The following is a 14695-nucleotide window of genomic DNA, read 5'->3' on the forward strand; positions in this document are numbered from 1 at the left end:
CTTCGCCGAGTTAATAGACAACTTGCGGGGCGAAGCTGGCAGGTGCGATCCATGGGATATGCGCCGGCCGGTAAGGTAATCCGCTAAAGCGTCGCCGCTTCAAGGCTCCCGAAGCTGGCTACGTGAAACTCAACCGTAACCACACAACAGGAGTCTGCAACGTGGCAAACGACTATCTCTTCACTTCCGAATCCGTTTCCGAAGGCCATCCCGACAAAGTCGCGGACCAAATCTCGGACGCCATTCTCGACGCCATCCTGGCGCAGGACAAATACTCGCGTGTTGCCGCTGAAACGCTGTGCAACACGGGTCTCGTCGTGCTGGCCGGTGAAATCACCACCACCGCGAACGTCGATTACATCCAGGTCGCGCGCAACACGATCAAGCGCATCGGCTACGACAACACCGATTACGGTATCGACTACCGCGGCTGTGCCGTGCTGGTGGCGTACGACAAGCAATCGCCGGACATCGCTCAAGGCGTGGACCGCGCGCACGACAACAACCTCGATCAAGGCGCCGGCGACCAGGGCCTGATGTTCGGTTACGCATGCGAAGAAACGCCGGAATTGATGCCGCTGCCGATCCATCTGTCGCACCGTCTGGTGGAGCGTCAGGCGAATCTGCGCCGCGACGGCCGTCTGCCGTGGCTGCGTCCGGATGCGAAGTCGCAGGTCACCGTGCGCTATGTCGACGGCAAGCCGCATGCGATCGACACCGTGGTGCTGTCCACGCAGCACTCGCCGGACATCGATCTGGCCACGCTGCGCGAAGCCGTGATCGAAGAAGTCATCAAGCCGACGCTGCCGGCTGATCTGATCAAGGGCGACATCAAGTTTCTGGTGAACCCGACTGGCCGGTTCGTGATCGGCGGCCCGCAAGGCGATTGCGGCCTGACGGGGCGCAAGATCATCGTCGATACGTACGGCGGTGCTGCGCCGCATGGCGGCGGCGCGTTCTCGGGCAAGGATCCGTCGAAGGTCGACCGTTCAGCGGCGTATGCCGGCCGTTATGTCGCGAAGAACATCGTGGCTGCCGGCCTCGCGTCGCGCTGCCTGATTCAGGTGTCGTACGCGATCGGCGTCGCTCAGCCGACCTCGGTGATGGTCAACACGTTCGGCACGGGCCGCGTGTCGGATGCAACGATCACGCGTCTGGTGCAGGAACATTTCGACCTGCGTCCGAAGGGCATCATCCAGATGCTCGACCTGCTGCGCCCGATCTACGAGAAGAGCGCAGCCTACGGCCACTTCGGCCGCGAAGAGCCGGAATTCACGTGGGAAGCCACGGACAAGGCGCTGTCGCTCGCCGAAGCCGCCGGCACCGAACCGGTCGCCGCGCTCGCCTGATAAGCAGGCGAGCCGTCCGCTTCAGCAAAAAACCCCGCCGGCGCGAGCCGTGCGGGGTTTTTTTATTGCCTTCGAAGTTGCCGCGCTTAAGGGCCTGCGCAGCGGCTCACTGAGCGATCCACTCAGCGGCTCGAAAACGCGAATGCAAACCAGCCGGTGCTGCCGTTCGTCGACATACGGCGCGGCCGGCGGCTTGTGCTTTGCGGCGCAGCGACGGGCGCACGGCGCGTAGTGGTGAGGCGCAGCGGCGTCGGTTTGCGCAGCAGCGTGCGCAGCGAAAAGCGGCGCGAACCGCCTTGCAGGCGCAACGCCGAGAAGAACGTGTGGAACCACGTGCGAATGCCGTCGACAGCTTTGGCTTCGCGCCATTGTTCGCCCAATGCGCGCGTGCGGGTGGCATGGTGACGCAGCGCTCGCACGACGTGACGGCGCGCCGGACGCGCCGCTTTCAGTGCGGCGCGGGTAAGACGGGTGCTCAGAAGAGTATGCATGGCTTCACAAGTAGGCAACGCGTCGCGCGAAGGAGTGTGCGCCAGAATGAGCACCAAATGTGCCAATGGCGGTGTCGCGATGGACGGCGCGAAAGCCTGGAATTCGAGGGAAAAGGGCACGAATGACGGCGGAGCCGGTCACGGCGGCGCTTGCGCGCCGCAAAAGTGCGGGAGTAGCGATCAACATAGGTGCAGGCTACACGGGATTCATGACGTCAGAAAGTCGGTTTTTACCCTGCGAATCCGGGTTTTTACGGGGTAAGAGCGATGTGCATGTTGACGGGGTCGCGCCCTTTGGGGGCGATTTTCGTGCGTGCTTGCCCCGACGATGTGCCATGCCAGGCGCCATTTCGCGTGAAAGTAGTGCGCAAATGGTACGTAAAGAGCGCGTAAGGCGTGCGCGCGGCGCTGGTTTTTCGAAAGGCGAAACAGCGCACAGTTCGATCGCGCCCGTTTTACAATCGAGCATCAGTCAGTCGAAAGTAACGGAACACCATGTCACTTCATTCGAAGAAAGAGCAGATTCAAACGTTGCGGGAGCAAGGATTTGTGGTTGTGCCTGGATTGGTGTCGCCGGAGCGTTGCGGCGAACTGAAGCAGGTCGCGGAGCGGCAGTTGCAGGAAGCGGCGGCGCCGATCGAGTTCGAGGCGGATCTTCGCTACCCGGGCGCGCCGGAATCGAAGTATGCGCCGGGCGGCCACACGGTTCGCAGGCTGCTGGACGCGTACGGGCGCCATCCGCAATTTGCGCAATGGGCAACCGCGCCGGAAATTCGCGGCTGGATGGAGTTGTACTTCGGCGAGGAGCCGCGCTTATCGCGGGCGCATCACAATTGCATGATGACCAAGCACCCGGCTTACGGCAGCTTGACCGGCTGGCATCGTGACGTGAGGTACTGGTCGTTCGAGCGCGACGATCTGGTCTCGGTATGGCTCGCGGTCGGCTCGGAGACGGTGGATAACGGTGCATTGTGGCTGGTGCCGAAGTCGCACAATGTCGCGTTTACGTCCGAGCGGTTCGACGAAGCCAAGTTTTTCCGCTCCGATCTCGACGAAAATCAGGCGCTGATTCGCACCGCGGTTTCGCCGGAGCTCAAGGCTGGCGACGTGGTGTTCTTCCATTGCAACACGCTGCATTCGGCCGGCAAGAATCTCAGCGACCAGGTGAAATTTTCTTTGGTGTTTACCTATCATGGGGCGAGCAATGTGCCCCTGCCGGGATCCCGCTCGGCGGCCAAGCCTGAAATTGCCTTTTAGTTTTTCGCCTTGCGCGGAGCGGATGTTCAGTCGTCCTGCGCCGCGCAGGCAAGCAGCGTTCTAGCGCTTGCGACCCGAAACAGCCACGCCGGTCAGTCCGGCGATGGTGGCGATAACGCCGCCCACGATCAACATGATCGCCTTATTGGTCGGAGATCCGGTGAACACGCGAGAGACCTCGCTGCTGACCGAGTTGAACGCCTGCCCGCCGAAATACAACAACACGATACCGCCGACTATCAGCGCGATTGAAATCGCCTTCACCATGAATCCGCCCCTTTCGATAAGCTTTGATCGGCCAAAGTGTAGGGGAGCCGCAAGCGGCCGTCCATCCCGCATAGTGGGCGTGTGCAGGCTGCACGGCGATTGGCTACCATAGCGCTCTGGTCTCATTCCTGGCTGGACATAAAACCTGCACGCCTCCCGCAGTACGTGATGATTCCCTCACGCCCGTGATCGCCGGGCGACTTCAACATCAAGGACACTAGCAATGGCTTACGAAGCAGCTTCAGAACGCTATTCGGACATGCAATACCGCGTCTGCGGCAAGTCGGGTCTCAAACTGCCGGCGCTGTCGCTGGGCCTGTGGCACAACTTCGGCGATACCACGCCGATCTCCACACAGCGCGATATCCTGCGCACGGCCTTCGACCTGGGCATCACGCACTTCGATCTCGCCAACAACTATGGGCCGCCGTACGGCAGCGCCGAAACCAATTTCGGCAGGCTCTTCAAAGACGACTTCAAGCCGTATCGCGACGAACTCCTGATTTCGTCGAAAGCGGGTTGGGACATGTGGCCGGGTCCGTACGGGCAGGGCGGCGGCTCGCGCAAATATGTACTCGCGAGCCTCGATCAGAGCCTGCAGCGCATGGGCCTCGACTACGTCGACATCTTCTATTCGCACCGTTTCGATGCCGATACGCCGCTCGAAGAAACCGCCGGTGCATTGGCGAGCGCCGTGCAGCAGGGCAAGGCGCTATACATCGGTATTTCGTCATACTCGGCCGCCAAGACGCTCGAAATGGCCAGGCTGCTTGCCGAGTACAAGGTGCCCCTCCTGATCCATCAACCCGCGTACAACATGCTTAACCGCTGGATGGAACGCGAACTGTTGGACACGCTCGAGAAAGTCGGCGCGGGCGCCATCGCGTTCACGCCGCTCGCGCAGGGTTTGCTCACCGGCAAGTATCTGAACGGCGTGCCCGAAGACGCGCGGGTCAACAAGCCGGGCGGCGGTTCGTTGAAGCAGGAGCATCTGAGCCCGGAAAATATCGAACACGTGCGCAAGCTCAACGACATCGCGCAGCGTCGCGGACAAAGCCTCGCGCAAATGGCGCTGGCCTGGGCGCTGCGCGACCCGCGCGTGACGTCGGTGCTGATCGGCGCAAGCCGTGCGGAACAGGTGCGCGAGAACGTGGGGGCGCTGAAGAATCTCGCGTTCTCGAAGGAAGAGCTGGCGGAGATCGACCACTACGCGACGGAAGGTGGCATTAACCTGTGGGAAAAACCGTCGACGGATCAGGCGATCTGATCGCACTGCGCTTGATGCCGTAGCAGCAGAAAAGCCGCCCGTGAGCGGCTTTTTTTTCGATGCGTTCAAGCACACACGTTCCCCGCGCAGCGGCCGAAGCGACTGCGTTCAGTCGAACGAACCATCGGCGAAGCGTGGAGGCCGTCTTCGCCGGACCGCGCTAAACCAGCGCAGGCAAGCCCTCGACCAGCACGACCGCGAATACCACGCCGAGCAGCGCGCCGAGTACCCGCAGCGCGTTGTGACGCAACTCCGTCTTGCAGGGAAGCGCACCGACAAACAACGCGCCAGCCAGCGCCATCGGAATGACCAGGATGAAATCGCCAATCGTGAAGTAGGTCGTCATACCCGTCTCCTTATTTAGTACTGGCGCGGGCAGTGGCTCTATTTCTGGAGTCATGCACTGCCAACGCTCGATTCGAGTATAGGCGACGGTTAGATTAACATAACAACGCTTTGCGGCGCTGCAGCGCCGTCTTCGCAGGCTGCTGAACCCGTTGCCGCAAGGGTTCGCAGGATTGGCGCGGCGCAGCAAAAACACTGCGAAAAATGAAGTGTTTGCTTACACGGTCCTTACTTTTCAGGCCGGTTCGATGCGCCGCGGATGGTTCTCGCGTGACTGGGATCTGCTCCACGCAAGCCCTTCACGCATGATCTCCCTGCCGTGCCCAGGCCTGCTTTCCCGACGCGGACCAGCAGCCCTGCCTCACGCGGCGGCGCGCTCGCGTTGACGCAAAAACGTGGCGGCGACGATACCGATGACGAGCAACGCGCCCACCAGTCCAGCAACGCCGTTCCAGCCATAACCGGCCCATACATGGCCGCCATAAGAGCCGACCACGCTCGAGCCGATGTAATACGCGAGCAGATACAGCGCGGCCGCTTGCCCCTTCGCTTCTTTCGCGAGGCGTCCGACCCAGCCGCTCGCCACCGAATGTCCGGCGAAGAAACCGAAGGTCACGCAGGCGATCCCGATTGCAATTGCCGTGATCGGATGGAGCATCGTGAGCGCGAGTCCGAGCGCCATCAGCAGCAGGCTGCCGGTCAGCACGCGAGCCCGGCCGAACATGTCGGCCATGCGGCCCGACCACGGCGAGGCAACCACGCCCGTCAGATAGACGACGAAAATCGCGCCGATCTCCGTCTGGCTCAGCAGGTAAGGCGGGGCGAGCAGCCGATAGCCGATGTAGTTGTACAGCGTAACGAAACTGCCCATCAACACGAAGCCGAGCAGAAACAGCAGCGGCAAACCGGGTCGCGTGAATTGCTTCAGCAGGGCGGCGCGGTGATGGGTAAAGCCGAGCCCACGACGCGGCACAAAATGGCGTGATGGCGGCAGCAGCGCGCGAAACGCGAGCATGGAGAGAATGCCGAGCACGCCGATCGTGCCGATTGCCACGCGCCACGAAAACAGATCCGCGACCACGCCCGTAATCACGCGCCCCGCCATCCCGCCGATCGCCGTGCCGCCGACATACAGCCCCATCGCGAGACCGAGTCCATCGGGGTGAACTTCTTCCGCGAGGTAGGCCATCGCAACTGCGGGAACACCGCCGAGCGCGAGTCCTTCGAGCGTGCGCAGCACGAGCAGTTGATGCCAATGCGGCGCGATCGACACGCCTATCGTCAATAACGCGGACAGCGTGAGTGATGTGGTCATCAGCTTGTGACGGCTCCAGCCTTCCGAGACGAAGCCGGCCACGAATATGGCGAGCGCGAGCGCTGCTGTCGTTAGCGAGAGCGACAGGCTGCTCTGTGCCGGTGTCACGCTGAATGCTGTCGAGAAAGCAGGCAGCAGGGGCTGTACGCAATACAACAACGAGAAAGTGGCGTAACCGGCGAACAGCAACGCGATGCTGGCGCGCCAATAAGCACGTGTGCCGCGTTCGAGATAAGGCGTGTAGGAGGCGTCAGGCACGGCAGTGGAGGCAGAGGCAGATGGAACAGATGAAGCAGACGAAGCAGGAACAGCCGAAGCAGCAGTCCGGTGACATTCCGGCGATGCGGTCACGAAACAATCTCCCCGGGGAACACAACGTATTCAAAGGAGTTAAGGATACGCTGAAAAAGCCGTGCGAGTGCGCGACGAACGAGGGCTGCCGGCGTGAGTATTCGCTTTTTGCGCTGACGGCATGATTTTGAAATATCGCCCCGGCAGGGTTTATGATGACCTCATTGCGACGCGTTACGCCCAGATCATCGGTTCGGCGCGTGGTAATCGGACTGCGTGAAATGACGGGCAAACAGCCTCGAGTTCACGCTTTCCATGGCCCCGCAAAACGGGAACAATGACTCGAACCTCTCACGCGTGTTACGCGCAGCAGATTGGGTGCGTACGCAACGTTATTGGCGAAGCGGCGCTTTTATCATCACCTTGACCGGCGCGGAAACCATAAAGCCGGCTATAGGAGAAACGGGGAAACATCATGCAAATCGGTTCCATTGTCCGCTCGGTGCATATCGCTGTACCGAAAGACGCACGTGGGATTGTCATGCGCATTCTCGGCGACATGGCGATGGTGGCCTGGTATGCCGGCGAGCCTGGCACGTCAGAGCATCTGAACACTGAACCCTTTTTCCTCGAAGATTTGATCGACACGGGCGAGCAGGTTCGCCCGGCAAGCGCGCAGGTGCACTGATACGGGTTTGAGTCCGATTCATCGCGTTGTCATCACGTTGCAGCAGACAGTCAACCGCAACGTGAGCTGACGCCCTCGTCTTTGACGGCGGCGCGGCGCACAATGCGCACATGAACGACGACAATCTCGACTCATCGGACGGCGCCAACAGCGCCGTCCCTTTCGCCCGGCTCAAGCCGGAAATCGTGCTCGACGCGCTCGACAGCGTGCTCAGCAGCGTTGGTGTGTACACCGACGGTCGCATGCTGCCGCTCAACAGCTACGAAAACCGCGTGTACCAGGTGGGCGTGGAAGACGGTCCACCGGTGGTCGCCAAGTTCTATCGTCCCGAGCGTTGGACCGACGCCGCCATTCTCGAAGAACACGCCTTTGTCGCCGATCTTGCCGCGCGTGAGATTCCGGCGGTGCCCGCACGTGTTTTCGACGGCCGCACGCTGCATGCGTTCGACGGTTTCCGTTTCTCGATCTTCGAACGCCGTGGCGGCCGCGCACCCGATCTCGACCGGCGCGACACGCTTGAATGGCTCGGGCGTTTCATCGGCCGCATTCATGCGGTTGGGCAGACGCAGAACTACACAGAACGCCCCACGCTCGACATCAATACGTTCGGCTACGAGCCGCGCGACTTCCTGCTGTCACACCGATTCGTGCCTGACGACGTGCGGCCGGCGTGGGAAGCCGTAGTGAATCTCGCGCTTGAAGGCGTTGAACGCGCATTTGAACGTGCCGGCGATATTCGCATGTTGCGAATGCACGGCGATTGTCATCCTAGCAATGTGTTGTGGACCGATGCGGGTCCGCATTTTGTCGACTTCGACGATAGCCGCATGGGTCCGGCGGTGCAGGATTTGTGGCTGTTGTTGCCGGGCGATCGTGCCGAGGCTTCGCGTGCGCTGGCGGATCTGCTGGCCGGCTACGAAGATTTCTGCGACTTCGAGCCGCGCGAACTGTATCTCGTCGAAGCGTTGCGCACGCTGCGGCTGATTCACTACCAGGCGTGGCTCGCGCGCCGCTGGGACGACCCGGCCTTTCCCGCGGCGTTTCCGTGGTTCAACACGCAGCGCTATTGGGAAGACCGCATTCTCGAGCTGCGCGAGCAGCTTGGCGCGATGCAGGAAGGGCCGCTCTGGCCGGTTTGAGCGCTTGCGCGCAGGCACATCGGCGATCTTTCAGGGTGCCTGCGACGCCACGCTCGACGATTCCACCAGCGTCGATTTGACGATCACTTCGGCGCGCACGTCGCGCCCGATCGCTTCGATCGCGGGACGCATCTTCGCGAAGTCCTCGGGTGTGCAGACATCGCTGTCGAAATGCGTGGTGCCGTCGCGCGCCATCGTCACCACGTTGCTAAGCGGATCGAACGTGTACTGCGACTGGAAATCGACGAAGCGGTCCTGGGTTCGCGCCGCTTCCGGCATGTCGAGCACGCGGAAATTCGTGGGCAACTCAATGCGCGCGCGTTCATGCAATGTCAGGTTATGGCAGACGAATGGCTGTGTGCGCTGCCGTTCGCCTAGCCAGTAGCGTGTATCCGCGTCCAGGCCGCCGGCGAGACTCGTCAGCGCCGGAATCGATGCCGCCGCGCCCGGCACCACGAGACTTTCGAGCGTGCCTTTCATCGTGATCGTCAATGGGCCGTCTGCCACGCTGAGGTCGTTGGTGGTCAGCGTGGCGGTGCCGCGCAGGTTGGCGCTGCGCAGCTCCGCCTGGATCGACTCCTCACGTTGCGCGGGCGTCTGCGTGCGCAACATGGCGCGTGCCTGTTCGGCGGTGGCGCCCGATGCCTCCAGCCGGTACGTGAAGCTTGCCGAGCCATCGGGTTCGACCTTGATCGACAGGTCGGTGCTGCGTGTCGTTAGTTCGGTGGCCGGTGTTTGCGCGACTACTCCTTGATTGACGAGGACGGTAGGCCGGTTCATATCGGACCACGGCAGAAAACCGAATTCGACATTCGACGCCGTGGAGTCGGCGTATTGCTGCAAATCGGGCAACCATGTGATGGCGTGATTGATGACGCCGTAGCCCGGCACGCTGGGCAACGTATAGATCGAGCCGCTGCTGATCAAGGCCGGGTCGTTGCGAACGCCGACCGCGTCGAGCAGCGCGCCGTATAACGCCACGTGATCCTTGCAGTCGCCGTAGCGGTTCGCGAGGATTGCGCTCGCGCTGTGCGGCACGACCGAGCCGCGTCCGACATAGATCGCCACGTAGCGGATGTTGCGGCGTACCCAGTCGTACAGCGTCTTGGCTTTGTCGCGTGGCGTGCGGTCATGCGCGGTCAGGCTTTGCGCGAGACGCGTGACGCCGGCGTCGCTCGTGGTCGGGTCGGCGGAGGAGGCCTTGTAGCTGGCGGCGAACGTGGCGTAGTCCGGAAAGGTCGAGACCATCAGCCGGTCGCCATACGATACGTACGCGATCGAGCCGCGTTCGAGCCGGCTGAAATGCGCCTTGTCGTAACGATATTCGTAGCGTGTGCGGCCGTCACGCGTGACTGGTTGCAGTGCGGTGAAGCCGCGCGCATCGGCATAAAGCGGCTTGTCGGCGGGCAGGTCGTAGATCAGGCGGAAGTTACGCGTCGGCACGAGATCGGGCGGCGTGAAGTCACTGAATTCGCCTGGCACGATCGGCTGCTTTTGCGTCTTGCGATAGGTGAGGTGTACGTGCGCGCCAGGTTCGACGGCGGGAAACACGATCACCTTTTCCTGGATGTCCTGAAACATCGGCGCATTGAATGAGCGGGCCTCCTGCACGTCGCGAATCTGGTCGGGCTGCACGTCGTGACGCACGCCGTCGGCGGTGGTCGTGTACGCCTCGAGGATCTGCACGTCTGCCATATTGCGGTTGAACCAGACGTACTGCTGCGCCACCCGCGCGACGCCTGCCTCGTTGTTCACGCGCAGCGTCATCGAATCGAGCTTTGAGAAGGAGCCGTCGCCGTTGACGGTGAAGGTCTGCGTTTCGCCTTCGTTGGTATAGGGATCGTCCAGTTTGGCAGAGACGCTCGCGCTCGCGGCGTGGGTGCACGCAAGCCAGCCGACAGACGCGAGATAGACCCAGGAGGCGAGACGCATGGCAGGCAGGTGTCCGGAGAACGGCAAAGTTGACGGGATCGCCAGCTAGAGTCGATTTACGCCGCGTGAATGTCAAGCGGATACCGCGCATTGCGATTGAGCAAATGGCTCAGTTATGTAATGATATCCATTCTCAATTGAAAGGCGCCGCCAGCTTTCTGTCACATTTCTCCTCCTCTGTGACTGCCAGCCAGCCTCTCAGCCGGACGGCCTGGACCGCAAGCCGGGTTTGTCCGGCCCTTCCTTTCAAACTTTCCTTTACCGCTGGTGTGAGCGAGCGCCTTGTCGTCGCGCGTCGCACGTTGGCGAGGGTTTAACTTGCTGCGCCTGGAGCCTGGATGTGAACGCGCCTGATTCGATCGATATGAAACCAGCTGTTGGTGGCGGTACGCAGTACACGGCTCATACGCCGGAGCGCGGTCATCATCTGATGGACGACGCCGAGCAGGCGGCGCGGCGCCAGCGTTCGCGGCGGGCGAATTTCATCAAGTGGTTGCGCAAGGTGCACGGCTGGGTTGGGCTGTGGGGTGCGGTGCTGGGATTGATGTTCGGCGCGACCGGGTTTTTGCTGAACCATCGGGGCGGGCCATTGAAGGTGTCGTCGGGTGAGCCGCAGGTCGAAGAGATGCAGATTCCTGTGCCGCAGAAGGGGCTGGGTTCGCCGATGGAGATGGCGAAGTGGCTCAAGGGCGAGTTGAAGATCGACGGCAAGCCGGGGCGGGTGAAACGTGAGCCGGCGCATCCGGTGGCGTGGGGCGAGCGCAGCACGATACAGCCGGAGTTCTGGCAGGTCGGGATTTTTGGGCCCACTCAGAATGTGCAGGCCGAGTATTGGGTCGGGAATGGGTTTGTTGCGGTGAAACGTACGCAGAACTCGTTTCTTACGACGATGAATAATCTGCACCGTGGTGTGGGGTTGAGTGTTGGGTGGGTTTTGCTGATCGATACGATTGCCGGTGGGATGATTTTGTTGTCGTTGACCGGCGTGTTGCTTTGGACTGAGTTGAATAAGCGGCGTGTAGTTGGGGTGGTTTTGATTGGTGGGTCGGTGGTTGCTGCTGTGGTTTGTGGATTGATTTAAGGTTCGGTTTTTTTGCCTGCGCGGCGCTTGGTTGTCTGGTTGTCTGTGGTGTTGGCCTTTCCTTAGTCTGGCTTTTTCTTTGGCCTTTCCTTGATTTGCTATTGGTTTATTAGTGTTGCCCCTGTGCGGGGCGGCACTTACTTTCTTTGCCGCCGCAAAGAAAGATAAGCAAAGAAAGCGGCTCAAACCGCCAGCCCATAAGCGGGTCCCCCGCACAGCTACGGTAGTGGTGCATCTGGAATCTGTGTTCTCGCACATTCCGCGTCAGTGACAAGGGCGTCATACTTCCGGCGGCGCTGCGCGCGCCGAGGCCCATTCCAGAAAAACAATCAGTTATGCGAAGCACACCTTGGTTTCCCATGCAGACCCATCCGCGACGCACGTAGTGCGGAGTGGGAGCGGATGAGCCCTTTTATATGGACGCCTCCCATTTGCCAAGGAATCGTGTGTGTTGGTGGACAGGAAGGCTGCGGTTTTATACATGGCCTCGTCCCGTTTGCCAAATGGTCTGATCTACTGCAGGCAGGTGCTGGATTGCATATATACGTTCGGCCTGTTTGTGGCACACATGTGCCTGGCCCCAATGGATTTCGCCCGGCGACTCCTTCATATATCCTCGGCTTCGTGAGCCCTAAGACCGCGCAGGTTTTGTCGCCGACGGTCCAACCTGTTTGCCATTGAATCAGATCATTTGTGCAATCGATGGAGGGGTAAGGTTATTGCAGCCGTGCTGTCATCGTCCTGATCATACTGGGGGCTCGTATTCACGCCCTCGCGCCAGCAACACCCAGATTGTGCGGGCTATCTTGTTGGCGAGCGCCACAACGGCGACGTTCGTTCCCCGTCTCGCTTGGACCGCGAGTATCCATCGCGAGAGCGCATCGCTTCGTTTCACTGCCTGCTGAACAACTGACCTGGCGCCGTGAACCAGAAGCATTCGCAGGTATCCGTTTCCCCGCTTCGTGATTCCGAACAGACGTTGCTTGCCGCCTGACGAGTGTTGCCGTGGCGTCAGACCGAGCCACGCTGCAAACTGTCGCCCGTTTGCGAACTCAGTCGCGCTGCCTGCCGCGGCGATGACGGCGGTTGCGATCATCGGCCCGACGCCGCGGATCTTCTCAAGCCGCTGGCTGAGTGCGGATGCCTTGTGTGCTTGACGGATGAGGTCGTCGTAGCGCGCGATCTGTGTATCCAGAAGCGTGAGTCGCTCATACATGTCGTGCATCATCGACCGGGTAAGCGCGGTGAGCTCGTTATCTGGATCATCGAGAATTGCCGGCAACTGTTGCCGTACTTTCAGCGGCGTCTGCGCTATCACCACGCCGTATTCAGCCAGCAGGCCTCGTATCTGGTTGATCTGCGCGATACGGTCCCGCATCAGCAGGCTGCGGATGCGATGCATGGACTGAATATCCTGCTGTTCAACGCTATTGATAGCGACATAGCGCATCGTCGGACGTGACGCCGCCTCGGTGATCGCCTCTGCATCGTTGCGATCGTTCTTTTGGGATTTGACGAAGGGTTTGACGAACCGCGGAGCAATGATCTGTACGTGATGTCCCATTGCAGCGAACTTGCGGGCCCAGTAGTGCGCTCCACCGCAAGCCTCCATCACAATGCGGCAGCAAGGTATATCGAGAACTGCTTGTAACAGCCTGGTGCGGCTGACCCGTCGACTCAGCACCGGCCGACCACGCTCGTCAACGCCGTGCAGTTGGAAGATGTTTTTTGCAAGATCGATACTCAGCAACGTGACACTCATGACGGCCTCCGTTCATTTACGGATCACAGTTCCTCAATACTGCCACGCCCTCCGATGGACACCCTTTTATGTGCTCCTCCAGCAGAGGTGGGACGAGGCCATTCCACTATATCCGGCCTTGTTGCAGGATGAACCCGCTGGCCTCGATGGAATCCGCTGGCTCACGCCTCATTTGTCACACGGGCTGTTAGCCCGCAAAGGGCTTCAGGTTTGGTGAGTCCCGGTCTGACCTGTATGCCATCACACTCAATTACCTTGCGCAACCTTTGACGTACTCCTCTTTGCAAAATCGTTCTGTTCAGACTTCGCTGCGTTCACACCGGCCGAACACTGACATGAGCTTTCTCGTACTTCAGGTCATGTGCCAGCAATGCCCAGATCGTTCGCGCCAGCTTGTTAGCCAGTGCGACGGTCACCACGTTGTTCGGGCGGCGCCTGCGCAACTGCTCGATCCATGGCCCCGGCTCTTTGGTGCGCGCAAGCACCGATCGGGCACCGTGTATCAGCAGCGTGCGCAGATACACATCCCCACGTTTGCTGATCCCATGTAACCGGAGCTTGCCACCGGTGCCGCTCTGTCGGGGCACCAACCCCAGCCAGGCCGCAAACTCACGGCCCGAACTGAATGTCTTCGGGTCTCCCATCGTCGCCACCGCGGCGGTCGCCGTCAGCAACCCGACGCCTGGAATCTGCGCGATCTGCATGCAGGCGCGCTCGGCCTTCATCCACTCCGAGAGCCGGCGCTCGATCTGCGCAATCTGCTCATCGAGCACGTTAAGCCGCTGCCACTGTTCACGCAGCGTATCCACCAACATCGCCGGCAAACGCTCGCTCAGGCGCGCCAGCACACCGTCCATCGCCCGGTTCAGTGCGGCGCGGCCCACCGCCATCACTTCACCGTATTCCGTCAGCAGTCCGCGCAGACCGTTGATCTGCATCGTGCGGAACTTGATCAACTGCTCGCGCATCCTGTGCAGGGCCAGCACTGCCTGCTGCGTTTCGGTCTTGACCGCCACCGACCTCACGGCCGGTTGCTGTACCGCAGTCCAGATCGCCCGGGCATCGGCCACGTCGTTCTTGTTGCCGCTCACGAATGCCTTGACCGCCTTGCCGGGCATCAACCTGACCTGATGTCCCATCTCGCCCAGACGACGCGCCCAGTGCTGGGCTCCGCCGCACGCTTCCATGCCGATGAGGCAGGGCGCGCGATTTGCGAAATGCTCCAGAAACGCGGCGCGCCGGATCTGCCGGCTGATGACCTCACCAGTTTCCGGCTCAACCCAATGCACCTGGAAAACCTGCTTTGCAATATCCACACCGACCGGAGTAAAGTTCATTTGGGTTCTCCTTCCTCAAGTGGTTCGTTGTCCAACTTCCACTCTGGCACATCTGATGCCGTCGGTTGCGAGAACCCACCCCACCTTTACCCGCACCCAACGGCCAGTGATCAGCAGCCCTCAGGGGGGAGGCGTCCATTCCATTTGTCACTCGCGCGGAGTGTGCGGGGGCAC

The 14695-nt window shown here is 61.0% G+C and carries 14 protein-coding genes; 7 read left to right on the top strand and 7 right to left on the bottom strand.

The annotated features are described in order from the left end of the window. The first annotated feature begins 161 nt into the window (after positions 1-161). The gene (gene metK, locus BCY88_RS19405; protein WP_120345817.1) at positions 162-1349 is read left to right on the top strand and encodes a methionine adenosyltransferase; all 1188 of its coding nucleotides are present in this window, start codon (positions 162-164) and stop codon (positions 1347-1349) included. Between the two features lie 122 nt (positions 1350-1471). Here metK and BCY88_RS19410 read toward each other — a convergent pair whose 3' ends face one another. Further along, positions 1472-1840 (bottom strand): hypothetical protein, encoded by a 369-nt coding sequence (locus tag BCY88_RS19410; RefSeq protein WP_120345835.1) that lies wholly within the window; start codon positions 1838-1840, stop codon positions 1472-1474. A gap of 495 nt (positions 1841-2335) precedes the next feature. Here BCY88_RS19410 and BCY88_RS19415 point away from each other — a divergent pair, with 495 nt between their 5' ends. Next, a complete protein-coding gene (locus BCY88_RS19415; protein ID WP_120345818.1) occupies positions 2336-3097 on the top strand; it encodes a phytanoyl-CoA dioxygenase family protein in 762 nt (253 codons plus the stop codon). A gap of 60 nt (positions 3098-3157) precedes the next feature. Here the strand turns inward: BCY88_RS19415 and BCY88_RS19420 are convergent, their stop codons facing one another. Further along, entirely contained in the window at positions 3158-3364 is a 207-nt protein-coding gene (locus tag BCY88_RS19420) for a DUF3185 family protein (RefSeq protein ID WP_120345819.1), read from the bottom strand. A 223-nt stretch (positions 3365-3587) separates the two neighbouring features. Here BCY88_RS19420 and mgrA point away from each other — a divergent pair, with 223 nt between their 5' ends. Then, entirely contained in the window at positions 3588-4631 is a 1044-nt protein-coding gene (mgrA, locus tag BCY88_RS19425; RefSeq protein ID WP_120345820.1) for an L-glyceraldehyde 3-phosphate reductase, read from the top strand. 160 nt (positions 4632-4791) lie between these two features. Here the strand turns inward: mgrA and BCY88_RS19430 are convergent, their stop codons facing one another. Together BCY88_RS19430 and BCY88_RS19435 are read right to left on the bottom strand one after the other, a co-directional pair. After that, entirely contained in the window at positions 4792-4977 is a 186-nt protein-coding gene (locus BCY88_RS19430) for a hypothetical protein (protein WP_006050504.1), read from the bottom strand. Between the two features lie 360 nt (positions 4978-5337). Then, on the bottom strand, positions 5338-6549 hold the full coding sequence (locus BCY88_RS19435) for an MFS transporter (protein WP_259461449.1): 1212 nt from the start codon (positions 6547-6549) through the stop codon (positions 5338-5340). Positions 6550-6569: 20 nt separating this feature from the next. On the opposite strand from BCY88_RS19435, the gene BCY88_RS39870 reads away from it, so the two are divergent. The 3 genes from BCY88_RS39870 to BCY88_RS19445 all read left to right on the top strand — a co-directional run bounded on the left by BCY88_RS39870 (position 6570) and on the right by BCY88_RS19445 (position 8409). Next, the gene (locus BCY88_RS39870; RefSeq protein ID WP_183081402.1) at positions 6570-6767 is read left to right on the top strand and encodes a hypothetical protein; all 198 of its coding nucleotides are present in this window, start codon (positions 6570-6572) and stop codon (positions 6765-6767) included. Positions 6768-7057: 290 nt separating this feature from the next. Continuing rightward, positions 7058-7270: a hypothetical protein gene (locus tag BCY88_RS19440; protein ID WP_063494501.1), complete on the top strand. Its 213-nt coding sequence runs from the start codon at positions 7058-7060 to the stop codon at positions 7268-7270. A gap of 110 nt (positions 7271-7380) precedes the next feature. Then, entirely contained in the window at positions 7381-8409 is a 1029-nt protein-coding gene (locus BCY88_RS19445; protein ID WP_120345822.1) for a serine/threonine protein kinase, read from the top strand. Positions 8410-8439: 30 nt separating this feature from the next. Here BCY88_RS19445 and BCY88_RS19450 read toward each other — a convergent pair whose 3' ends face one another. Next, on the bottom strand, positions 8440-10341 hold the full coding sequence (locus BCY88_RS19450; protein WP_120345823.1) for a DUF3857 domain-containing transglutaminase family protein: 1902 nt from the start codon (positions 10339-10341) through the stop codon (positions 8440-8442). Between the two features lie 340 nt (positions 10342-10681). Between BCY88_RS19450 and BCY88_RS19455 the strand changes: the two genes are divergently transcribed. Further along, a complete protein-coding gene (locus BCY88_RS19455; RefSeq protein WP_120345824.1) occupies positions 10682-11422 on the top strand; it encodes a PepSY-associated TM helix domain-containing protein in 741 nt (246 codons plus the stop codon). A gap of 745 nt (positions 11423-12167) precedes the next feature. Here the strand turns inward: BCY88_RS19455 and BCY88_RS19460 are convergent. Both BCY88_RS19460 and BCY88_RS19465 read right to left on the bottom strand, forming a co-directional pair. After that, entirely contained in the window at positions 12168-13184 is a 1017-nt protein-coding gene (locus tag BCY88_RS19460) for an IS110 family RNA-guided transposase (RefSeq protein WP_120345825.1), read from the bottom strand. A gap of 314 nt (positions 13185-13498) precedes the next feature. After that, complete coding sequence (locus BCY88_RS19465) at positions 13499-14521, bottom strand: IS110 family RNA-guided transposase (RefSeq protein WP_120345826.1); 1023 nt, start codon at positions 14519-14521, stop codon at positions 13499-13501. Positions 14522-14695: the final 174 nt, after the last annotated feature.

This window comes from Paraburkholderia fungorum (genome assembly GCF_003610895.1).
Taxonomy (GTDB): Bacteria; Pseudomonadota; Gammaproteobacteria; order Burkholderiales; family Burkholderiaceae; genus Paraburkholderia; species Paraburkholderia fungorum_B.

What these genes read in the sequence shown, in the direction of transcription:
- BCY88_RS19465 (WP_120345826.1), bottom strand. Translation starts at nt 14,521, where the DNA reads ATGAACTTTACTCCGGTCGGTGTGGATATTGCAAAGCAGGTTTTCCAG.
- BCY88_RS19460 (WP_120345825.1), bottom strand. Translation starts at nt 13,184, where the DNA reads ATGAGTGTCACGTTGCTGAGTATCGATCTTGCAAAAAACATCTTCCAA.
- mgrA (WP_120345820.1), top strand. Translation starts at nt 3,588, where the DNA reads ATGGCTTACGAAGCAGCTTCAGAACGCTATTCGGACATGCAATACCGC.
- BCY88_RS19430 (WP_006050504.1), bottom strand. Translation starts at nt 4,977, where the DNA reads ATGACGACCTACTTCACGATTGGCGATTTCATCCTGGTCATTCCGATG.
- BCY88_RS19445 (WP_120345822.1), top strand. Translation starts at nt 7,381, where the DNA reads ATGAACGACGACAATCTCGACTCATCGGACGGCGCCAACAGCGCCGTC.
- BCY88_RS19415 (WP_120345818.1), top strand. Translation starts at nt 2,336, where the DNA reads ATGTCACTTCATTCGAAGAAAGAGCAGATTCAAACGTTGCGGGAGCAA.
- BCY88_RS19450 (WP_120345823.1), bottom strand. Translation starts at nt 10,341, where the DNA reads ATGCGTCTCGCCTCCTGGGTCTATCTCGCGTCTGTCGGCTGGCTTGCG.
- BCY88_RS19410 (WP_120345835.1), bottom strand. Translation starts at nt 1,840, where the DNA reads ATGCATACTCTTCTGAGCACCCGTCTTACCCGCGCCGCACTGAAAGCG.
- BCY88_RS39870 (WP_183081402.1), top strand. Translation starts at nt 6,570, where the DNA reads ATGGAACAGATGAAGCAGACGAAGCAGGAACAGCCGAAGCAGCAGTCC.
- BCY88_RS19440 (WP_063494501.1), top strand. Translation starts at nt 7,058, where the DNA reads ATGCAAATCGGTTCCATTGTCCGCTCGGTGCATATCGCTGTACCGAAA.
- BCY88_RS19420 (WP_120345819.1), bottom strand. Translation starts at nt 3,364, where the DNA reads ATGGTGAAGGCGATTTCAATCGCGCTGATAGTCGGCGGTATCGTGTTG.